Source organism: Ruegeria meonggei (assembly GCF_900172215.1).
Classification (GTDB): domain Bacteria; phylum Pseudomonadota; class Alphaproteobacteria; order Rhodobacterales; family Rhodobacteraceae; genus Ruegeria; species Ruegeria meonggei.
The window spans coordinates 336,431-358,280 of record NZ_FWFP01000003.1 but is presented as its reverse complement, the minus strand read 5'-3'; the positions used below and the strand labels follow the sequence as shown (position 1 = coordinate 358,280).

The window sequence follows — 21,850 nt, the reverse complement described above, 5'->3', positions numbered from 1 at the left end:
CGGATCCTTTCCTCAATCAAGTGCAGAAACACCTGCATTTCTTACTCAGGCTGGAAGAACAATGATGCGCATATTTGCAACCCTGATCGGGATGACCCTGGCATCCGGGCTGGTCCTGGCCAACCCGTCAGACGAACCGAAGGACCTGGCGGTTCGCTATCTCGAAGCAACAAATGAACCCGCCATCGCTGCAACATGGAAGGACTGGCACCCGGAGGCGGTGCATACTTTCACAGTCAAATACGGGGCAGGATTGCCGGATGAGCAGTTTTCTTATTCGGTAGCAGACTGGGAGACCCTTCCTGATTGGAGCCAAGACCCGGCATGGGCCGAAGCGATGCAGGGATATACGGAAACCACCCGCGATGCGCCCGAAATCACCTCTGAGATCGCCGAGGGCTGCACGGAAGTCACTGTTGTCACCGGTGTCGGCTACACTTGGGATGATTTTTCCGGAACCATGACCCAGACGGATAAGTTCCTGATCGTCTCGCAAGCAGGCCGGTTGGCTATCCGCACGCTGGACACCACGTTTGACTATCGGTGAGAATGCCATGAATCCCAACTTCTTTTCCCTGCGGATTGCTGAAATCCAGCCCGAGATCAAAGGCAAAGCCACAAGTGTGATCTTTGACCTGCCCGCCAACCTGGCCGAGACCTTTCGCTGGCAGGCAGGGCAGCATGTCACTTTGCGCTTCCACCTCAACGGCACAGAGCAACGCCGCAGCTACACTATTTCCAACCCACCAGGTGCCCCTCTGCGCATCACTGTAAAACGGGTGGTCGATGGGATGGTGTCCAATCATATCGGCGACCACTTAAAGCCCGGCGACATGATCGATGTCATGCCGCCATTTGGTCAGTTTTCACTTTCGCCGGATGCACTGAACCGTCGTACCCATTACTTCTTTGGCGCAGGCAGCGGTATCACGCCGCTTTTTGCAATGATCAATGCTGTGCTTGAAGAAGAGCCTCATTCAGTGGCGCATTTGATCTACGGCAACATCGATGACGGTAGCATCATCTTTCACAATGAACTGGGCAAGTTGACAGCGGAGCATGGCAGCCGATTCACTGTGCGCCATGTCTTGTCCGCTCCGTCGATGTGGCGTTCCATTAGCCCGTGGCGAAAGGGGCGCGTGGATGCAGGTTTGATAAAGGATGCGATCGCCGAAACCCCACCCGTGGCACAAGATGTTCAGTACTGGGTCTGCGGTCCCGGAACAATGAATGCCGACGTGAAGGATGCTCTGATGGCGCTGGATGCACCGGCAAGCCGTATTCACATGGAGAGCTTTGGCGGGGGCGAGGTCGCAGCGCCCAGTGTGATTGGTGTCGCCGCCAAAGCAAAGGTTGAACTGGATGGGGCGGTACACGATGTTTCCGTCGCAGAGAACGAAACCCTGCTCAATGCGGTGCTATCAGCGGGCCTCGCACCCCCTTTCAGTTGCCAATCCGGAGTATGCGGCGCCTGCAAGGCGCGCCTGACAAATGGCCAGGTTCACATGCGCGCCAGAATGGCTCTTGAAGATAGCGACATTGCACGAGGAGAAATACTATCCTGTCAGAGTGTTGCTGCGTCGGATGAATTGAGCATTAGCTTCGACAAGTAAGTGCAGGATTTTGGCGTTATGCTGGATCTCTAAAATTAAAAAGAACTGGCTTCGAATTAGTTTGTCGTCCTGCGATCAAAGGCCCGCTGCCGGCTAGGCCAATGCAAAGAGGCGGCGCGCCTGCCACCCTTTCGTCGCGGTTCCGCTGCAATCCTTGTAGGCAAAAACGGCTCTCTGACCAAACGCTCCTGGCCAATGGCCTCTTTGAGGGCAGAGGTTTAACGCTCTACACCTCAATTGATCCAAGAAGAGCCTTTCGCGCAGGGCGCCAAAAATATCTAGAACAGCTGCAAGTCCTTCGCGCCGCTTTGGATTTCGGCAAAATCCGGCATGTTCTGGATCGTCACGGGTGCTGGTGTCACGCCCGGCATCGCCACTGTCGGTTTCACCGCCGCCGCCTTGCCAAAGGCTGGTTTCTCCAACTCTCCTCGGATATCGCGCAGCAGCGTTTTGTGATCCGGCATCGTTTTGATTATCTGCGCAAGATCTGCTTTCGCGCGCTTCATGCCCTGGAACCAAACCGGCTTCTTCAACGGCCGCAGACGATCACGGATGCCAGTGCCATAACCTGTATCATAGGCCTGTTTGCCCAACAGAACTGTCTGATATACGCGATGGTCAAATAGTGTGGCGAACTCGATATCGTGGTCCATCGGCAGACGGTGTTGCCACAATTCCAGGTTCTCGGCCAACCGATCGGGTAACTTCATCTCTGTTCGCGCATCGATCCAATACTGGTCATCGGTGCGGTTGCCCAATCGATAGTGGAGGCAGATGAATTCCAGAACCTCATCGTAGAGCTTGTTCATCTGCCGATTGTATCTTGTCCGCAACGATGGCTCGATGTCGCGCGTCGGCAAGTGTTCTGCGAACCAGCGCACCGCATGATCCACCATATGGATCGCGGTACTCTCTAACGGTTCAATAAACCCGCCTGATAGACCGATCGCGACACAGTTCTTGACCCAGGCATTGCGCACACGCCCGATGCGCATTGGGATTACGCGCGGCGTCGCACCCTTGCCGCTGTCCCCCAGCCATTCGAGGTATTCATCCGCCGCCTGATCATCCGTACGATGCGCCGATGAAAACACATAGCCTGTGCCCACACGGTTGAAGAGCGGCACCCGCCATGTCCAACCTGCGCCAAGTGCCGTAGACCGAGTGAGGCTTTCGATCTTATCTGGATCGGGATGTTCGATCTGCAACGCCAGGGCGCGATCGTTGGGCAGGTAATCCGAATAATCCATAAACGGCTCACCAAGGGCTTGATTGATTATCAACCCGCGAAATCCGGTGCAATCCACAACCATTTCGATGTCATGGCGGCCGGCGCGCTCCAACATCAGATGGCTGACGTTGCCCTGTTCATCCAGCTCAACCGCTTTTACCTCATCCTGGATGTGCTCCACGCCGCGATTGGTGCAAACCTTGGTGAGCATACCTGCAAACTTCACCGCGTCCAGATGATACGCATAGCCAAACCGTTGTTCAAATTCGGGCTGGCCCAACTGCCGCGCGCCTTTGCACAGGCGGCCGAGATGATCGTGCGGCGAGATTGACTGCGTAAAGTCCCGATCTCCGTTGCCAAAGCGCAAGAAATACTCGGCAGCTTCCAACCCTTCCACCATCTGGCCGTGGGCAAAGGGGTTCACAAAATCGATGCGATTACCCTTGGCGTCCTTGTTCCAGTTGCAAAACTTGACACCCAGTTTGAACGACGCGTTGGTTTCGCGGAAAAATTCCCGCTCTGAAATACCCGCCTGACGGAGCGTGACCGGCATGCGCGGCACAGTGGCCTCACCCACGCCCACGGTGGCTATGTTGGGGCTTTCGATCAGGCAGATGCGCGGACGATCCTTGGGTGCTGAGGTGCGGGAAAGCACCATATCCAGAAGCAGCGCGGTCATCCAACCTGCCGTGCCGCCACCTACAATGGTGACCTTTCGCAAACGATTATTCATGTTAGTTCGTCCCTGTTGGCTTGTGGGATTTTACAGCTGCCTTCCGCTTTTTATTTTGGGCGTTGTTTGGCAGCTTTCCCTTTTGGCTTGAGGGAAACTATAACAGCTTTCCTGCACCTCGCTAGGGGGGAGTCTGTCAGATAAACTATGCCAGACACGGTGTGGTGCGCTGGGCAGCGTCCACGCACGATCAAGTGGTATGCGTTCGGTTCCTGCCGTTGTTTCAGTGGCGAGCATTAGGCCACAGGGCGTGAGGCCGCGGGTGAAACACAAGCATTTCGATACGCGGTTGGGGATTGATCGTGTATCTGGCGAAACGCCCTGTTAAACGGCCCGATCGAAGCAAAACCAACATCGTAGGCGATTGTCAGAACCGGCGTATCGGCGCAGGTCGGATCGGACAACACCTCACACGCGGCTTCGATCCTGAACTTGTTGATGTATTGCGCAAAATTGCGGTAGCCGAGCCCTTTGTTGATTGCGGTACGAACTCTGTGTTCGGGCGCCGCTGTTGCCGCTGCGAGCTGCGCGATTGTAAGGCCTTCGGTGCGCCAGATGCCATCACCCATCGCGGTCTCGACCCGGTGCAACACTGCAGCATCAGCGCCTGACAGGGGCATGGCAGTCTTTGCCTTGACCGCTTGCTGCGGGGGCCAGACGCCGGGGGCAACTCGAACCGCCCAAAGCAGGAACAGAAGTGTCAGCACCAGAAATCCTGCGGCATGCAGGGGGTACATCCAAGGCGGCAGGTTGCTATCAAGTCTCAGTAACTCAATCCCTGAAATCCCTAGCCCCATCAGGGCCATGAGCGCCACAAACCACCTGCGGAACCGGCGACGGGTTTCGACCAGATCACCCGGGGCAGTGGATACGGCAATGCCGAGTAATCCAGCATACAGTAAGATGACGAGAGCGCCGCGGACCGTTGCAGCGACGGGCAGAAAGGGTGCAAGCCACGTACTGACCACGACCAGGGCCGCCACCACGCCATGCCACGGCCGGAACGCCGGACGGTCAATGAATACTTCGGCACCGGCCCAGACCGACAATACAGGCACAAGGCCGGCACCCAGGATCAGCACCGTCTCGGCTCTCTCAAGTCCCAGGTTCGGCGACGACACGAGAAGGTAAGCGATAAGTCCTATGCAGAGGGCTGGCACCGACAGACCTCGGGGCCAATGGGCACGGTGCGCCAAAAAGACTAATGCGCAAATTGCCAGCGCGGTTACCGCCCCGCCCCTCAGAAGCAGATCTAATCTTGTTGCGACATCTTCCATTTCCCGAGCGAAGCCGAGACCCGTGATCCAGTCAACCGGCCCGGGCACGCCGATTTTGGAAAAGCCGCGCCGATTTCCGATATCACTTGGCAGTTTCCAACTTCAGCGAGAGGGACACATGGATCCCCGTCAATGTCTCGTCCTGTAATTCCAATCGGAGGCAACCATGGAAAATCACTGCATTATTCGCCACCTTGCCGAGACATTCTCTGGCGTTCTGACAATTGACCTGCTGCGCTATCTTGTTGGGGCGGGTGGAGTATTTCTGATCGTGAATCTGGCGCTGGCTGCGCGGCTTTACACGCGCAAGATACGGCCAGACACACCGCCGCTCAGCCAGATACGCCGCGAGATTCTTGTTAGTCTGCGCACTGTTCTGGTCTTTACCCTGACCGGAACTCTGATCGCATTGGGGGCGGAGGCGGGGATCATCCCGATCTATACTGAAATCGGCAGTTACGGATGGACGTATCTGGTCTTCAGTACGGTGGTTCTGATCGTTGCCCATGATGCGTGGTTCTACTGGTCCCACCGGATGTTGCACTACCCACCGCTATTCCGGCGCTTTCACCGGCTGCATCACAGATCATACAATCCGACGCCCTTCACCTCGTATAGTTTCGATCTGGGTGAAGCGGTGACGAACGCAATTTACCTGCCACTGATCCTGCTTGTCGTGCCAGCGCATCCGGTGGCGATCCTGATTTTCGTCACTCATATGATGCTGCGTAACGCGATCGGTCATTCCGGGTACGAGCTGTTTCCGGCAAACCGGCACGGCAAGCCGTTGTTTGGCTGGATGACGACAGTCACCCATCATGACCTGCATCACGCCCATTCGGGTTATAACCTTGGCCTATACTTTTCCTGGTGGGACCGAGTGATGGGAACGGAACATCCCGATTACCACACCGAGTTTCGCAAGGTCGCACATGCAACCCCCTGACGCCGGGGTCCTGTTCGATCCCTGTGTGCGCGTGCCCCGTGCGATCAAAGACCCAACGGCTTCAATCCCGGAAATGGCAACAAACGATCCGCGCCCGTTCGCGCCGAGAAAGGGCAGATCGGCCTTGGCTAATCGCATTGGGGCCAAGACCATCATCCCGTAACCATCATACCAGGTGCCTTTGGCCAGTGGGAGACGCAGCCCGGGGGCACCTTTTATCTCTGGGGCAGGGCCCTTGGCAGTGATGGGGATGGCCTTACTGCGTTTCAAGCAGCTGCGGATCACTTGGGCCCTAAGTTCGGGCGTGCCATTGGACAGTCTGGGTCGTTTTAATGTTTGCCAGAACAGCCCCAGTTCGGGCACCTTGTACCAATGCTCGAAAACGGGATTTGGTTCCAAGCGATTGTGGGGAAAGAAAATGCGCAGATTCGATTTATCGAAACCTCTGGATCTGCCGTGTGGTGTCCGCTTGAAGAACCGCTTTTCCAGAAGCGCGATGACCGAGGCGCTGGCTGGTTCCGATGATGCCCCCAACGAGGCCCATCAGACATTATACAAACGGTGGTCCAGCGGCGGTATGGCCATTCAGATGACCGGCAACGTCATGGTCGACCGGCGTTATCTTGAACGACCTGGAAATGTGGTTGTCGAGGACGATACCGTATTGGCGGCGCTGCAACTCTGGGCCTCGGCTGCCAAGTCGGGAGGTAGCCAGATCTGGATGCAGATCAGCCATCCGGGCCGCCAATGCCCTATCGTCGTCAATATGCGCCCGCTGTCTCCGTCCGATGAAAAACTGCGTATTCTGGGTCTTTTCGGCAAACCAAAAGCGATGACGCCTGACGATATCGAGGATGCGATCCGGCGGTACGCAAACACCGCAAGGATCGCGTGTCAGGCCGGGTTTGATGGTGTTCAGATCCATGCGGCACATGGTTACCTGGTCAGTCAATTTCTGTCTCCGATCACCAATCAACGAACGGACGAATGGGGCGGTTCTCTGGAAAACCGGGCGCGGTTTCTGCGGCGGGTGTACGTAGCGATCCGGGCCGAAGTGGGGCCGGATTTCCCGGTTGCAGTAAAGCTCAACTCTGCCGATTTCCAGAAAGGTGGCTTTACGATCGAGGAAAGTTGCCGCGTCGCGCAAATGCTTGAGCTGGACGGGATTGATCTGATCGAGCTGTCTGGTGGTACGTATGAGCAGATGAGTTTCGTCAACGGCACGCAAGAGAAACAACGCGATAGCACCATCAGGCGCGAGGCCTATTTCCTGGAATATGCCCGCGAGGTCCGCAAGGCGGTTTCTGTCCCGCTTATGGTCACCGGCGGCTTTCGCAGTGCCGCGGCGATGGAGCGGGCCATCTCTGAGGACGGCATCGACATGATCGGTCTTGCGCGCCCCTTATGTGTTCAGCCGGACGCCGTGGCCGAGATGCTGGATGGCAAGGTCGAACGCATTGGTATCGAAGAAGACGGGCTGGTTATCGGCAAAGGTCGGTTTGGGGTGAACGCCCGGAACTGGCTGATCAATCTGGTTAACACTGTGTCCCGGGTTGAATATTATGCCTGGCAGATGACGCGCATGTCGCGCGGCGAACAGCCCCAAACCGAAGCGCGCAATAATGCGATCGGGTATTTCCTGTGGTACCTCAACCGCACAACGCTTTTGGGTTTGCGCCGTCAGTTTGTACGCCGCAGCTAGGGAAAATACACGATGTCCTACGAGATTTCATTTGTGTCTACTGTGGCCAACCTGGTGGAGTTTGAATCGTTGTTGTTCGAGTATTACTCGGACGTTTTGCAAACGGCTGCTGCGGCCGGTTTGCCAAAGCTTGCGCCGGAAGACTTGGTGCGGTCTTCGCTGGAAAACCTGGATCAGATGCTGCCACCGGACGGGCGGCTAGTGTTGGCTCAATCTGAAAATGGACGCCTTCTTGGCTGCGCCACATTGCGCCGGATACGACCTGACGCGGCCGAGATGAAGCGCATGTTCGTTCGCCCCGAAGCGCGGCGCATGGGGATGGCGCGGCGTCTGTTTGAAATGCGCCTGGAAGAGGCAAAAAGGATGGGCTGCACTGCGGTCTATGCAGATACAGTCAAGGGCAACCGACCGATGCTGTCGATGTACGAAAAATTCGGGTTTCAATACATCGATCGGTACCCGGAAAACGCAAACCCAATCGAGTTTGAGCCCTACCTTGTCTACCTTGAGTACCGTTTTGAAGGTAGAGACTCGTCTTCGTAAATGCCTGCTATTCGGCCCGTTTCCAAATCACATAAGCAGTGACCCGCTCTCCTTGAAAAACGGCACCGGCCGCGCTTAGCGTCATTTGAGGGCCGTCAAATCTGATATCGCGAATTTGGTCAGTGCCGACCCAATTTGGGCACGACGCATGTGTGACGTGGTGCGTGACCTGATCACCGCTGACCCTGTATCGCCCGGCATAGCTGATCTGAGATTTCATCGCAGCTGAATCCTCTGCCTCTGATCCGCCAAACGGGTCGTTAATGTGGTAAAGCTGGCGATCTGCGGCCATCAAATGGACGAAGACATGTCCGTCGCTCGAATAGCTGATGTATCCGGTCGCGTTCTGCCCCAGGGGATAGTGCTTTTGACCGGTTTCGTCCTGATTGTACCAATCCAGCATCTCCCATGTGCCGATAAGGGGATTGTCGGTCGCGGCGGTGTTAATAGTGTCCATTAATGTGCCCTCGCTGTTGTGATCCGTGCAACGCTGATCACAGTGGCAGAACCATGTGCAGGTGCGTTCCTACGCCATGCTGATTAGCAAGTTGAGGAACTCGCGTTTCGACCGCAACTTGCATTCCGATCCGTTTATAGAACTGCACCGCATCATTATCCGCCGCAACATCCAGGCAAACGCGGACACAACCAGCAGCCTTTGCTTTTGCGATTGCGGCGTCGATTAGGTTGCGCCTAATACCCTGGTGACGAGCGTCCGCAGATACGGCCAGGTCGAACACAAAATACGACCCATCCAACCCGTGCGGGAAAAGCTGCGTCATCAGATCGAAGGCGATGTCGAGGTGTTTTCTGAATGCGGGCCCTTCGGTTTCACCTTGTCGCCTTCGTGTTTGTACAAAATGCGCATCAAACTCTTCGAGCGTGTGCGAGACGAGGACGCCAGCAACCTTCTGACCTTGCATCGCAAGGCATGTTTGTTTGTGGCACACGATGCCAGAGGTTTCCGACCAGTCGTAGGCAAAGACCCGGTGCCAGCGGTCCTTGGTTCCGAATAGGAACATCATCAACGGAATATCGACGGTCCAGATCAGGTCGGCGATTGGCCCGGGGCGGTGTATCGGCGCGCGCTTCGACAACAGACGTTTGCATGATGAACGGTCCTAACAAAATCGGTGTCAGCCGACCCTAGCCGAATACTGCGCTTGATGGCCATGAATTACGGAATGTGTTCGGGCTGAGGATTCTCACCCTGGTAACTCCTAGCTGTCCAACGATGCAGTCCGTATTTGTGAAAGGCGAACCCAACGGGTTTTGCCGAATTCAGCCTGCAAGTTCGAAAACCCCAAGCGGTTCGCGATTGTCGAATGTACTGCGCTTCTGGGGGGTGTCGCAGGGCAGGGGATCATTGAACAGGACCAAGGTGCCGTCAGTCACGGTGGTAGGTAGAAACCGTTTGAGCTTGCCCATCCGTCATTGGCTGGCAATGGTGCGGCGTTCGCCTGAGCAATACCAGTGCTCATTTGGGGGTCTTTGACGGTTGTGACAACCGGGTGCCGCACTGATGGGCTTTCATCGGCGTTTCAAGTTCCTGACCACTCTTTCGAAAGCGAAGAGCAGTCGAGTTCTAATTAAATTATTAAAAACAATTGGTTGTCTTATTTTTTTGCAATTTTAGATGGCGCCATGAGGTACGAACCTCAGAAATATCTGGACTTGAGGTGCGTACCTCAAATAGCCTTGGACCCATGCCGCGATTCGCACATCCTCGATTGACGGCGCTAAAAAGGGAGGAATGGATGACTTACTCAAAACTGGCCTCGGCCAGCGCAATAGTCCTTGCCGCTACTACTCTTTCTACAACGGCAAAAGCCGATGATTTGACGTTGTGTTGGGCGGCCTGGGACCCGGCCAATGCGCTTGTCGAACTGTCCAAGGAATTCGAAGCCGAATCCGGCCACACAATGAATTTTGAGTTCGTGCCGTGGCCGAACTTTGCAGACCGGATGCTGAACGAGCTGAACTCGGGCGGTAAGCTGTGTGATCTGCTGATTGGCGACAGCCAGTGGATTGGCGGTGGTGCTGAAAACGGCCATTATGTCCAGCTGAACGAGTTCTTTGATGCTGAAAGCATCAGTATGGATGATTTTGCGCCAGCCACTGTCTATGCCTATTCGACCTGGCCCAAAGGCACCCCAAATTACTACGCGCTGCCAGCAATGGGCGATGCCAACGGATGGTTCTATCGCAAGGACTGGTTCGACGATCCCGAGATACAAGCCGCCTACAAAGACGCCACCGGGCAGGACCTGCGCGAGCCGGAATCCCAGAAAGAACTGCTGCAGATCGCACAGTTTTTCCAGGGACGCGAAATTGACGGCAAGACAGTCTATGGAGCTGCGATCTTTACCGAGCGTGGTTCGGAAGGCATCACAATGGGTGTGACCGGCGCGCTGTACCCATGGGGATTCAAATATGAAAATACCCCGGGGTCTTACGACATGGAAGGCGCGGTGAATTCGCCAGAGGCGGTTGAAGCACTGGAATTCTACAAAGAGTTCTACAAGACAGCGACACCTCCGGGATACACGAACTCTTACATGGGTGAGAGCCTGGACGCCTTTAAGTCGGGTCAGGTCGCCATGGCGATGAACTGGTTTGCGTTCTTCCCGGGCCTTTACGCCGACCCCAATACCGGCGGTGACAAGATCGACTTCTTTGTGAATCCACCGCAGAATGTCGCCGGATCAACGCTTGGCGGGCAGGGCATTTCGGTTGTCAGCTATTCCGAAAAACAGGATGCGGCGCTGGAATACATCAAGTGGTTCGCGCAGCCTGCGGTACAGGCCAAGTGGTGGGAGCTGGGCGGATATTCCGCGCATAACTCAGTGCTGCAGGATCCGGGGTTTGTTGATAGCGCCCCATTTGCCGGTGATTTCCTGTTGGCTATGAATGACGTTCAGGATTTCTGGCAAGAGCCGGCCTATGCAGAACTGCTGCTGGCGATGCAAAAGCGTATTCACGACTATGTCGTGGCCGATCAAGGCACGGCACAAGAAGCGCTGGATCTGCTGATCGAGGATTGGACCGAGACCTTCCAGGACGAAGGCAAGCTGTAATCCGGAAACAGGACAGGAGCGGGCTCTGACCCGCTCCTGCTTTTCCCTCAGAGTCTGCAACCGACAAGAACTGGCAAAGAGATGTCTGACAGGACCGTAGATCGCGTTGCGCAGGCAACGCCCGTGCGAGTTGCGCGAAAAATTCGGGGACTATCTGATCGGGCGATAGCCTGGATCTTTATCTCCCCCACGATCTTCTTGCTGCTTGCGATCAATATCTTTCCGCTGATTTGGACCATCCAGCTGAGCTTTACCAATTTCAAAGCCAACCGGATCGGGCGCGAGGTAAAGGATGTCGGGTTCAGGAATTATGAACGCATCCTGACGGATTCTGATACCTGGCTGAACATGCAGGCGACCGCGCATTTTCTGTTCTGGACGATCTTCTTTCAAGTCCTGATCGGGTTCACGCTGGCATGGCTGCTGAACAAGAAATTCAGGGGCAATGACCTTTGGACGACGATCATCGTGTTGCCGATGATGCTGTCTCCGGCGGTGGTCGGGAATTTCTGGAAGTTCCTCTATCAACCGCAGATCGGTCTGTTCAATTACATCGTGTCCTGGTTCACCGGTAAAGACCCATCCAGCTTTGAGATGTTGGGATCGGTCCAGTTGGCACCCTGGGCGATTGTGATCGTGGACACCTGGATGTGGACGCCGTTTGTGATGCTGATCTGCCTGGCCGGGCTGCGCAGCATCCCCGATTACATCTATGAGGCCGCAGAAGTCGACCGGGCCAGCAAGCTGCGGCAGTTCTTTACCATTACTATCCCGATGGTGCTGCCCTTCCTGATGCTGGCAGTTCTTTTCCGCGGGATCGAAAACTTTAAGATGTTTGATCTTGTGGTCCAGCTGACTGGCGGCGGGCCGGGTTCGACGACCGAATTGACGTCGATCAATCTGAAACGCGAAGCGTTCGAGAAATGGCGGACGGGCTATGCCTCGGCCTACGCAATCATCTTGTTTGTCACGGTGTTTGGGTTGGCGTCCATTTACGTGAAAGCCTTGAACAAGGTGAAACAACGATGAGCAGTTTTTCAGTCACCGAACCCTCAAAACGGTCCAAGTGGGTCGCAGGTACTTTGGTCATCACCTATGCGCTTATCACTATGATCCCGCTGGTCTGGATTCTGTTAACTGGCTTCAAATCACCTGCAGATGCCATCAGTTATCCCCCCAAGGTCGTGTTCGACCCGACACTTGAGGGATACGTGAACCTCTTCACGACCCGCACCCGGCAAACGCAGGAGTTTCTAAACGCGAACCCGCCACAGAACTGGGCAGATGAGATTGTCAGGCAGTATGATATGGTGATTGTCGGACCGTCCAAGTTTGGCGAGCGTTTTATGAATTCGGTGATCATCGGGTTCGGATCTACCTTCCTGAGCATCTTCCTGGGCACGCTGGCGGCTTATGCGTTCAGCCGGTTCAAAGTGCCGCTTAAGGATGATTTGCTGTTCTTTATCCTCAGCACGCGGATGATGCCCCCGGTGGCCGTGGCCATTCCAATCTTCCTGATGTTCAGAAACCTTGGGCTCAGCGATACGCATCTGGGGATGATCCTGCTGTACACGGGCGTGAATATCTCACTCGCGGTTTGGCTGTTGAAGGGGTTCATCGACGAAATCCCGCGCGAGTATGAAGAGGCGGCGCTGATCGACGGTTACACCCGGTTCCAGGCATTCTACAAAGTGGTCCTGCCACAGGCCGCCACTGGCATCGCATCGACTGCTATTTTCTGCCTTATCTTTGCGTGGAACGAATACGCCTTCGCCGTGTTGCTGACCTCGGCCACCGCGCAGACCGCGCCTCCTTTCATCCCGACCATCATCGGTGTTGGCGGGTTGGATTGGCCTGCTGTTGCGGCGGGCGCGACGATATTCCTGATCCCGGTGATGATTTTCACCATTCTGATGCGCAAACACCTGCTGCGTGGAATTACCTTTGGAGCGGTACGCAAATGAGTGATTTTCTGTCAGGTCTGATGCGATTTCGTCGTGGCCCATGGGAAATGGTTGCAACGATCCTGATTGCGATTGGTGTCTTTATGCTGATGCAACCGTTTGTCCTTTGGGCGTTCACATACTCATTCATCGTCACGCTGATCGGAACGGTTATGTTCATCGTCGTCAGCCATTTTCCGGAGTAGAAATGGCCCAGATCGTAGTTAAAAACGTCAAGAAGATGTTCGGCGATTTTACCGCTGTCCGCGAAAGCTCGTTCACGATTGAAGATGGTGAGTTCTTTATGCTGCTGGGTCCCTCCGGCTGTGGAAAGACCACAACATTGCGGATGATCGCGGGACTTGAACTTCCGACCTCTGGTGAGATTTTCCTGGACGGAGAGGAAATCAGTCAACGGCCCCCGTCCGAGCGGGATATCGCCTTTGTTTTTCAGATGTTCGCCCTGTACCCGCATATGAACGTGCGCAAGAACATCAGCTATCCGCTGATCTCTCAGGGCATGCCGCGGGCGGCAGTGAAGGCCAAAGTTGCCGAAGTTGCGGGTATTTTGGGTATCCAAGACATTTTGGACAAGCCTGTGGGTGGCTTGTCCGGTGGTGACCGGCAGCGTGTCGCACTTGGGCGCGCCATCGTACGCGAACCAAAGGCTTTCATGATGGACGAGCCTCTTGGCGCGCTGGATGCCGAGTTTCGCGAACACATGGCCGAAGAGCTGCGCGGGCTGCATGATCGCATGGGCGCCACGACGGTATACGTTACCCATGATCAGCTGGAAGCCATGCAAATGGGCGACAAGATCGTTGTGATGAACAACGCGGTGATTGAACAATTCGGAACCCCGCAGGAAATCTATGACAAGCCCGCGACGATGTTTGTCGCCGATTTCATCGGGTCGCCGTCCATGAACTTTCTGAAGTTTCAGGGCAAGGTGGAACCCGGGTCAGACATGGTGCGCTTGAACGGCCATGATGAGACCGTGCCGCAGTCGTTGGAAGCCGCCGAGGGCGAGCTGGTGTTTGGTGTCCGCCCCGAGCATGTGTTTTTGTCCGACAACAGCAGCTATCGCGCCAAGGTATTGGCCGCAGAGTATCTGGGAACCACCCAGATCGTGACGCTGCAAAGCCCAAACGGAGAGTTGAAGGCCCGCATAGATGCGCGCGATACCGTTGGTCCCGGCGAAACCGTCGGGCTGGAGTTCCGGTCCGCGATGGTGACCCTGTTTGACCAGTCCACAGGCCGGGCATTGCGATCTGTCCTGAACGATGAGGTGCTGTCCAATGGCTGAAGTCGTACTGGACCAAATCTCAAAATCTTTCGGCAGCCTGAAGGCGGTTGATAATATCTCGATGACCATCCCGGATGGGGCTTTTGTTGTGCTGCTAGGGCCGACCGGGGCGGGAAAAACAACAACGTTGCGGTTGATTTCGGGGCTTGAAAAGCTGGATTCCGGTTCGATCCGCATTGATGGTCGGGATGTCGGGCTTGAAACGCCAGCCCAACGCGATGTGGCCATGGTGTTTCAGCAATACTCGCTTTACCCGCATATGACCGTGCGCGAAAACCTGTCCTTCCCGCTGCGATCCCCGATCCTCAGGACGCCCGAAGATGAGATCACGCGGAAAGTGGGCGAAGTCGCGGAAATCCTTCAGATTCCGCACAAGCTGGACAACAAGGCAACCGAACTGTCGGGCGGCGAAATGCAGCGCGTCTCAATCGGGCGTGCGCTGGTCCGGGATCCACAGATTTTCCTCATGGACGAACCGCTCAGCTCGTTGGATGCCAAGCTGCGGGCAGATTTGCGGATTGAGTTGAAAAGGATTCAGGCCGATTTGGGCTCTACGCTGTTGTATGTGACGCATGATCAGGTCGAGGCGATGACCATGGCAACGCATATCGGTGTTTTGGAGGATGGCAAGCTTGTCCAATATGGCACCCCTCGGGATATCTATGAAAACCCGGGCAGCGTGTATGTCGCCAGCCGTCTTGGTTTGCCGCGGATCAATATCCTGCCGTCCGAGCTGTTTGGTGGCGATCACAAAGGCCCTCAGATCGGTCTGCGTCCCGAAAATATCGTCGAAGGCGACGGTATTGAGGCCCGTGTGATCCGCGCTGAACATCTGGGTGACCAGACAAGGTTGCATCTTGATCTGAACGGGCACCCGATTGTGACCCTGATTGATGTCCATCAGGACTACCCTGCCGGAAAGACTATTAAAATCAGACCCAACAACCCGTTGTACTTCGACGCGTCCGGCGCGCGCGTGACCTAAGGAGCAAAAGCATGGCCCAGTTCCTCAACACCAAAGAAACCCTCGTGACGGACGCAATAGACGGCCTTTTGGCCTCGTCGGGCGGCACACTGACACGGTTGGACGGGTACCCCCACATCAAGGTGGTCTACCGTTCTGATTGGGACAAGTCCAAGGTTGCGCTGGTGTCTGGCGGTGGGTCGGGCCACGAACCCGCGCATGCAGGGTTTGTCGGGGCTGGAATGCTGACCGCAGCGGTTTGTGGCGAGGTCTTTGCCTCGCCGTCCGTTGAGGCCGTACTGGCGGGAATTCTGGCAGTGACGGGTGAGGCGGGATGCTTGCTGATCGTCAAGAACTATACCGGCGACCGGCTGAACTTTGGATTGGCCGCCGAGCGTGCGCGCGCCTTGGGTCGCAAAGTGGAAATGGTTGTGGTCGATGACGACATTGCTCTGCCGGACCTTCCGCAACCCCGTGGCGTTGCGGGTACGTTGTTTGTTCATAAAATCGCAGGCGCGTTGGCTGAAGGTGGCGCGGATCTGAACGCGGTGACCAATGCGGCCAATACGGTCATTGCAAAAGTTGTCAGCATCGGCATGAGCCTGGATACATGCACCGTTCCGGGTTCGCCGAAAGAAGACAGAATTGCACCGGGAAAAGCGGAATTGGGATTGGGCATCCATGGCGAGCCCGGCGTACAGCAGGTGGATTTTGCAGATGCTGTTACGGCGATGTCCACAGTTGTCGAAAAACTGAAACAACGGGTAGATGGGGGTGAATGCGTGGCGCTGGTGAATAACCTGGGCTCGACAACGCCGCTGGAAATGGCGGTTCTGACCCACGCGCTGTCCGAGACAGGCTTTGCGCGCCACATCATCGGGCCTGCGCCGATGATGACCTCGCTAGATATGCATGGGTTTTCCGTGTCGGTCTTGCCGGTTGGTTCTGATGAGTTGGTGGCCCTCAAAGGCCCGGTCGATCTTGCCGCGTGGCCGGGGATCAATTCTATTGCCCCGGTAAAGATTGCGCCGTTGCCAGATGGGCTGACACCAATCGATCCGATTCCCTCGAACAACTCGGCCACCAAGGACACGATCACCCGACTGTCTGCTCTGTTGATTGGCGCCGAACAAGACCTGAATGCGCTGGATGCCAAATCCGGGGACGGTGACACAGGCAGCACTTTGGCTACCGCGGCCCGGGCTTTGCAAGGCAGCCTGGACCGGATGCCTTTGGCCGATCTGACACAGCTGTTTCCCGCGCTGGGCAATGAATTGAGCCAGACCATGGGTGGCTCGTCCGGCGTGATCCTGGCGATCTTCTTCAACGCGGCAGGGGACGCTTGTGCAAGTGGTGCGTCAGTGCCCAAGTCGCTGGTTGAAGGGTTGAACAGAGTCCGCCAGGTGGGCGGCGCCAAACTGGGTGACCGGACAATGATTGACGCGCTTGAACCCGCGTTGGACGCGTTGCCCGATGGATTGCCCCAGGCCGCGAAGGCCGCGCGAGAAGGTGCTGATAATACGGCAAATATTCACCGTGCCAAGGCGGGCCGGGCAGCCTATGTTCCCGAAGAAAACCTGATTGGACACAACGACCCCGGCGCTGAAGCGGTCGCATTGTTGTTCGAAGGGTTGGCGCAGGAGATTGAGGGCTAGCAGACCAGTGGAAGACCAAAAACAAAAACTGGAATTGGTGAAGAAACCAACGGTGAACGACATCGCGCGGGTGGCTGGCGTCAGCCTGGCAACGGTTGATCGCGTGTTGAACAGGCGGCCCGGCGTTCGGGCGGTGACCGTCCAGAAAGTGCAAAAGGCAATTGATGAGCTGGGCTATGTCCGCGACACCGCCGCAGCAAATCTTGCGCGCAATCGGGTCTATAATTTCCTGTTTGTTCTGCCAGACACGGATAACGAATTTGTCGAGGCGCTCAGCACTCAGATCGGTGAACAGTCGTGGGACCAGTTCATTGAACGGACGCGAATGACGATCAAAAAGGTCGCTCCGTTTGATCCGCAGGACATTGTTGAAATCCTGGACGGTGTCGATGGGCGTGATGTTGACGGTGTCGCCGTTTTTGGCCCGGAAACGCCATCTGTCCGGGACGCAGTGAAAAGGGTTCGGGACAAGGGCGTGCCGGTTGTTGCGTTGGTGTCTGACCTTCCTAGCTCGGATCGGGATCATTTCGTCGGAATTGACAACGTATCCGCTGGACGCACGGCGGCCCAGTTGATGGGGCGGTTTGTGCACCGGCCCGGCAAGGTTCTGGTTCTGACCGGTTCCCGCCTGGCACGGGACCATCTTGAGCGGCGTCAGGGCTTTGATCTGGTCGTCGCCGAAGAGTTTCCACATCTCGAAGTTGTCGCATCCGTCGAAGGCCGCGATGATCCGGATCTGATCTACAAGATGATGCCCGAGATTTTTGAGACCTATCCTGATCTGGTCGGAATATATTCTTCTGCCGCAGGCAATGCCGGGCTTGTCCAGTTCCTGTCTGAAAGCAAGATCAGTAAAGGCCTGGCGATTATCGCCCACGAACTGACACCACTGAGCCGCGAGGCGCTGTGCCGTGGCACGTTCGACGCACTGATCTCACAGGATTCGGGACATATCGTTCGGTCTGCCGTGCGTCTTCTGCGCGCGACATCCGACAAGGTTCCGTTCAACAGGGCGCAGGAACGCATTCGCATCGACATCTACCTTAAGGAAAATTTGCCGCCATAGAGGCATAGGTTTTGGGGAGGAAACGCTATGAAAACGATTAAAGGCCCGGCTCTGTTCTTGGCCCAGTTCGCTGGGGACGATGCTCCGTTCAACTCATGGGATGCGATCACGCGATGGGCCGCTGATTGTGGGTACAGGGGCGTTCAGGTGCCCAGCTGGGATGGCCGGTTGTTCGATCTTGAGGCAGCGGCCTCCAGTGTCGATTACTGCGATGAATTCAAAGGCAAAGCTAAGGAAAATGGCGTTGAAGTGACCGAGCTGTCGACACACTTGCAGGGGCAGTTGGTTGCCGTCCATCCGGCCTATGATACGGCTTTTGACGGGTTTGCGGCCGAAAGCGTTCGGGGAAACCCCAAGGCCCGGCAGGAATGGGCGGTGGATCAGGTCAAAAAGGCTCTTTCAGCATCCCGGAACATGGGTATTTCAGCGCATGCGACGTTTTCCGGTGCTTTGGCGTGGCCGTATATCTACCCATGGCCGCAACGCCCCACTGGTCTGATCGAAACGGCATTTGATGAGCTGGCGCGGCGTTGGAAGCCTATTCTGGATCACGCGGAAGATTGCGGTGTGGATGTCTGTTACGAGATCCATCCGGGCGAGGATCTGCATGATGGTGTGACCTACGAGATGTTTCTTGAGAGGACGGGCAACCATGCGCGTGCCTGTATGCTGTACGATCCATCACACTACGTGCTGCAATGCCTTGATTACCTAGACAATATCGACATCTACAAAGATCGGATCCGGATGTTCCACGTCAAAGACGCCGAGTTCAATCCAACTGGTCGGCAGGGCGTGTATTCCGGGTATCAAAGCTGGGTTGATCGGGCCGGGCGGTTTCGGTCTCTTGGCGATGGTCAGGTGGATTTCGGGGCGGTCTTTTCGAAAATGGCGGCCAATGATTTTGACGGCTGGGCTGTGGTCGAATGGGAGTGCTGTCTGAAACACCCCGAGGATGGCGCGCGCGAGGGTGCTCAGTTCGTTTCGGACCATATCATTCGTGTGACCGAAAGGGCCTTTGATGACTTTGCGGATGGCGGGGCAGACGAAGCTGCCAACCGAAAAATGCTGGGGATTGACTGATGGTTACAGGGCGCAGCGAAGACAATTCGGGGCGTATTCGCCTGGGTATGGTTGGAGGTGGAAATGACGCCTTTATCGGAGGGGTGCATCGCATCGCGGCGCGGCTGGACGACAAGTTCGAACTGGTCGCCGGGGCCTTGTCCTCAACGCCTGAAAAGTCCCGCGAAAGCGGTGAGGCGCTGGCGCTTGCGCGGGTCTATGACGACTTCAAGCAGATGGCGATACGCGAAGCGCGGCTCAAATCCGGGATCGAGGCGGTGTCGATCGTCACCCCCAATCACATGCATTATGCGGCGGCACGTGAGTTTCTGAAACGCGGCATTCACGTCATTTGCGACAAACCGCTGACTTCGACGCTGAGGGATGCAAAGAAACTGGTCAAGGCAGCCGAAAGCGCGGACGCCTTGTTCATCCTGACCCACAATTACACGGGTTATCCGATGGTTCGGCAAGCGCGCGAGATGATTGCCAATGGTAAGATCGGGAAAATCCGTGTGGTTCAGGTTGAGTATCCACAGGACTGGCTGACCGAACAGCAAGATTTCAAGCAGGCCGAGTGGCGAACCGATCCCGTACGCTCAGGCGCGGGGGGCTCGACCGGAGATATCGGTACCCATGCCTACAACCTTGCCTGTTTCGTCACGGGGCTGCAGGCCGAAAGCCTCGCTGCTGATCTACAGGCCTTTGTCCCCGGTCGTCAGGTTGACGACAATGCCCATGTCCTGCTGCGGTTCGATGGTGGGGCACGTGGGATGCTGTGGTCCTCGCAGGTTGCGCCGGGCAATGAAAACGCCCTCCGACTGCGTGTGTATGGGGAAAAGGGCGGATTGGAATGGGAGCAGGAAGATCCGAACTATCTATGGTTTACGCCTTACGGTGAACCCAAGCGGTTGATCACTCGCAATGGGTCTGGTGCCGGAGAGGCGGCCAACCGGCTAAGCCGCGTACCACCTGGTCATCCAGAGGGGTATCTGGAAGGGTTTGCAAATATCTACAGCGAGGCCGCAGAAGCGATCCGTGCGTTCAGAACCAGTGCGTCGCCCGAGACGGCAGTGATGTATCCGACCATTCAGGATGGCCTCAACGGTGTGAAATTCGTCGCGGCATGTGTGCAAAGCTCGGCGCGTGACGCAGCTTGGGTCACGCTCGACTAGTATTCTCAGCTGGCGGGTCTGCGCGGGGGCAGTGATCTAATGCAACAGGGACGCGTGGCAGAGATTGCGTGTTTAAAGAAGGAGTTTTGAGTGTATTTAGGTTTGGATTTGGGGACATCTGGTCTCCGCGGGATTCTGGTGAACGACGACTGGAAAGTTGTCGCTGAGGCTGAGACAGGTATCGAGACCTCAACGCCCAAACCCGGCTGGTCCGAACAGGCACCGGAGGATTGGATTGAGGCCTGTAAGCAGGTGATTGCCGCGTTGCGCGCGGCAGATGCCAGTGCCTTGTCCGCAGTTCGTGGCATTGGGCTAAGCGGACACATGCACGGCGCGACCCTGCTGGACGCAGATGGCAAAGTGCTGCGGCCGTGTATCCTTTGGAACGACACCAGATCAGCACAAGAAGCGGCGGCCCTGGACCAGAAACCCGAGATGCGTGCCATTACCGGCAATATCGTTTTCCCCGGGTTCACAGCCCCCAAACTGGACTGGGTGCGAAATCACGAACCCGACGTGTTTGCCAAGACCGAAAAAGTTCTGCTGCCCAAGGACTATCTGCGGTTCTGGCTGACCGGAGATTACATTAGTGAGATGTCCGACAGTGCCGGGACCTCTTGGCTGGATGTGGGACAACGGGCGTGGTCGGAATCCGCCCTTGATCTAAGCCACATGACCGCCGATCAGATGCCTCGTCTGGTAGAAGGCAGCGCGCCCGGAGGAGAGCTTAGGGCGGGATTGCTGCAGGAATGGGGCCTGTCCGGACCCGTTTTGGTCGCAGGAGGTGCCGGTGACAATGCCGCTGCGGCCTGTGGAATTGGCAGTATTGATGAGGGGTCAGGGTTTGTCTCGCTGGGCACATCCGGGGTTTTGCTTGTTGCAAAAAGCACGTACGCGCCAGACCCTGAAACCGCAGTTCATTGCTTTTGCCACGCGGTGCCCGAGCGGTGGATTCAGATGGGTGTCATTCTGTCGGCCACAAACAGCATGAACTGGCTGTCCCGCAATCTCGGTCAATCCGTCGGATCACTGGCGGCTGCATTACCCGAAACACTGGCCGGTCCCTCATCCATTACCTTTCTGCCTTACCTGTCCGGTGAGAGGACGCCGCATAACAACAGCGATATCCGGGGGGCATTTCTTGGTATCGATGTGTCTGCCGGACCCGTCGATCTGACGCAATCTGTCATGGACGGCGTTGCCTTTGCCATGCGGGATTGTCTGGAGGCGTTGAAAAGCACTGGCACTGAACCTGAACGCTTGCTTGCCGTGGGGGGTGGCGCGCGCTCTCGGTTTTGGCTGGAAACGCTTGCGACCGTGTTAAAAGTGCCGCTTGCGCTGCCCGAGGGCAGTGAGTTCGGGGCCGCCATTGGAGCCGCTCGATTGGCCGCCTGTGCGGTCAGCGGTGCTAACCCCGGCGAAGTTATGGTGCCCCCTCAAATCTCGGACGTTATTGACCCGCGCGCGGATTTGTTCGACGTGTATGAAACCGCGTATCAACGCTATGGGAAGTCCTACAAAGCCCTCGCGCCGCTCGCAGCTCGATAAAACAGATCA

Annotated in this window: 20 protein-coding genes; 16 read left to right on the top strand and 4 right to left on the bottom strand. The window is 56.3% G+C overall.

The genetic code is table 11. The annotated features are described in order from the left end of the window. Positions 1-61 precede the first annotated feature (61 nt). Positions 62-547 carry a hypothetical protein gene (locus RUM8411_RS06905; RefSeq protein ID WP_085821940.1) on the top strand — a complete coding sequence of 162 codons (486 nt, stop codon included), beginning with the start codon at positions 62-64 and terminating at the stop codon, positions 545-547. A 76-nt stretch (positions 548-623) separates the two neighbouring features. Continuing rightward, positions 624-1,613 (top strand): ferredoxin--NADP reductase, encoded by a 990-nt coding sequence (locus tag RUM8411_RS06900; RefSeq protein WP_234995149.1) that lies wholly within the window; start codon positions 624-626, stop codon positions 1,611-1,613. A 278-nt stretch (positions 1,614-1,891) separates the two neighbouring features. Here RUM8411_RS06900 and RUM8411_RS06895 read toward each other — a convergent pair whose 3' ends face one another. Beyond that, the gene (locus RUM8411_RS06895; protein ID WP_085821938.1) at positions 1,892-3,577 is read right to left on the bottom strand and encodes a tryptophan halogenase family protein; all 1,686 of its coding nucleotides are present in this window, start codon (positions 3,575-3,577) and stop codon (positions 1,892-1,894) included. 236 nt (positions 3,578-3,813) lie between these two features. Further along, a complete protein-coding gene (locus RUM8411_RS06890; protein ID WP_234995148.1) occupies positions 3,814-4,659 on the bottom strand; it encodes a helix-turn-helix domain-containing protein in 846 nt (281 codons plus the stop codon). Between the two features lie 361 nt (positions 4,660-5,020). Between RUM8411_RS06890 and RUM8411_RS06885 the strand changes: the two genes are divergently transcribed. The 3 genes from RUM8411_RS06885 to RUM8411_RS06875 all read left to right on the top strand — a co-directional run bounded on the left by RUM8411_RS06885 (position 5,021) and on the right by RUM8411_RS06875 (position 8,045). Further along, a complete protein-coding gene (locus RUM8411_RS06885) occupies positions 5,021-5,800 on the top strand; it encodes a sterol desaturase family protein (RefSeq protein WP_085821936.1) in 780 nt (259 codons plus the stop codon). A 418-nt stretch (positions 5,801-6,218) separates the two neighbouring features. Then, on the top strand, positions 6,219-7,502 hold the full coding sequence (locus tag RUM8411_RS06880) for an NADH:flavin oxidoreductase/NADH oxidase family protein (RefSeq protein WP_085821935.1): 1,284 nt from the start codon (positions 6,219-6,221) through the stop codon (positions 7,500-7,502). A 12-nt stretch (positions 7,503-7,514) separates the two neighbouring features. Beyond that, entirely contained in the window at positions 7,515-8,045 is a 531-nt protein-coding gene (locus RUM8411_RS06875) for a GNAT family N-acetyltransferase (RefSeq protein ID WP_085821934.1), read from the top strand. Between the two features lie 7 nt (positions 8,046-8,052). On the opposite strand, the gene RUM8411_RS06870 is transcribed toward RUM8411_RS06875, so the two are convergent. Next, positions 8,053-8,502, bottom strand: a complete 450-nt coding sequence (locus tag RUM8411_RS06870) for a lipocalin-like domain-containing protein (protein WP_085821933.1) — start codon at positions 8,500-8,502, stop codon at positions 8,053-8,055. Between the two features lie 37 nt (positions 8,503-8,539). Continuing rightward, a complete protein-coding gene (locus RUM8411_RS06865) occupies positions 8,540-9,142 on the bottom strand; it encodes a GNAT family N-acetyltransferase (RefSeq protein ID WP_085821932.1) in 603 nt (200 codons plus the stop codon). 660 nt (positions 9,143-9,802) lie between these two features. Between RUM8411_RS06865 and RUM8411_RS06860 the strand changes: the two genes are divergently transcribed. The 11 genes from RUM8411_RS06860 (at position 9,803) to xylB (ending at position 21,841) form a co-directional block, all read left to right on the top strand. Continuing rightward, entirely contained in the window at positions 9,803-11,122 is a 1,320-nt protein-coding gene (locus RUM8411_RS06860; RefSeq protein ID WP_085821931.1) for an ABC transporter substrate-binding protein, read from the top strand. An 81-nt stretch (positions 11,123-11,203) separates the two neighbouring features. Continuing rightward, positions 11,204-12,151, top strand: a complete 948-nt coding sequence (locus RUM8411_RS06855; protein ID WP_085821930.1) for a carbohydrate ABC transporter permease — start codon at positions 11,204-11,206, stop codon at positions 12,149-12,151. Further along, positions 12,148-13,086 (top strand): carbohydrate ABC transporter permease, encoded by a 939-nt coding sequence (locus RUM8411_RS06850; RefSeq protein WP_085821929.1) that lies wholly within the window; start codon positions 12,148-12,150, stop codon positions 13,084-13,086. Before RUM8411_RS06855 ends, RUM8411_RS06850 begins: the two co-directional genes overlap by 4 nt. Beyond that, positions 13,083-13,271 (top strand): hypothetical protein, encoded by a 189-nt coding sequence (locus RUM8411_RS06845; RefSeq protein WP_085821928.1) that lies wholly within the window; start codon positions 13,083-13,085, stop codon positions 13,269-13,271. Before RUM8411_RS06850 ends, RUM8411_RS06845 begins: the two co-directional genes overlap by 4 nt. A gap of 2 nt (positions 13,272-13,273) precedes the next feature. Further along, positions 13,274-14,371 carry an ABC transporter ATP-binding protein gene (locus tag RUM8411_RS06840; RefSeq protein ID WP_085821927.1) on the top strand — a complete coding sequence of 366 codons (1,098 nt, stop codon included), beginning with the start codon at positions 13,274-13,276 and terminating at the stop codon, positions 14,369-14,371. Continuing rightward, positions 14,364-15,356 (top strand): ABC transporter ATP-binding protein, encoded by a 993-nt coding sequence (locus tag RUM8411_RS06835; RefSeq protein WP_085821926.1) that lies wholly within the window; start codon positions 14,364-14,366, stop codon positions 15,354-15,356. The genes RUM8411_RS06840 and RUM8411_RS06835 overlap by 8 nt, the downstream gene beginning before the upstream one ends. An 11-nt stretch (positions 15,357-15,367) precedes the next feature. Next, positions 15,368-16,990 (top strand): dihydroxyacetone kinase subunit DhaK, encoded by a 1,623-nt coding sequence (locus RUM8411_RS06830; protein ID WP_085821925.1) that lies wholly within the window; start codon positions 15,368-15,370, stop codon positions 16,988-16,990. A 7-nt stretch (positions 16,991-16,997) separates the two neighbouring features. Further along, a complete protein-coding gene (locus tag RUM8411_RS06825; protein ID WP_085821924.1) occupies positions 16,998-18,056 on the top strand; it encodes a LacI family DNA-binding transcriptional regulator in 1,059 nt (352 codons plus the stop codon). A 27-nt stretch (positions 18,057-18,083) separates the two neighbouring features. After that, complete coding sequence (locus RUM8411_RS06820; RefSeq protein WP_085821923.1) at positions 18,084-19,139, top strand: sugar phosphate isomerase/epimerase family protein; 1,056 nt, start codon at positions 18,084-18,086, stop codon at positions 19,137-19,139. After that, the gene (locus RUM8411_RS06815; RefSeq protein WP_085821922.1) at positions 19,139-20,293 is read left to right on the top strand and encodes a Gfo/Idh/MocA family protein; all 1,155 of its coding nucleotides are present in this window, start codon (positions 19,139-19,141) and stop codon (positions 20,291-20,293) included. The genes RUM8411_RS06820 and RUM8411_RS06815 overlap by 1 nt, the downstream gene beginning before the upstream one ends. A gap of 90 nt (positions 20,294-20,383) precedes the next feature. Beyond that, positions 20,384-21,841 carry a xylulokinase gene (xylB, locus tag RUM8411_RS06810; protein ID WP_085821921.1) on the top strand — a complete coding sequence of 486 codons (1,458 nt, stop codon included), beginning with the start codon at positions 20,384-20,386 and terminating at the stop codon, positions 21,839-21,841. Positions 21,842-21,850 lie beyond the last annotated feature (9 nt).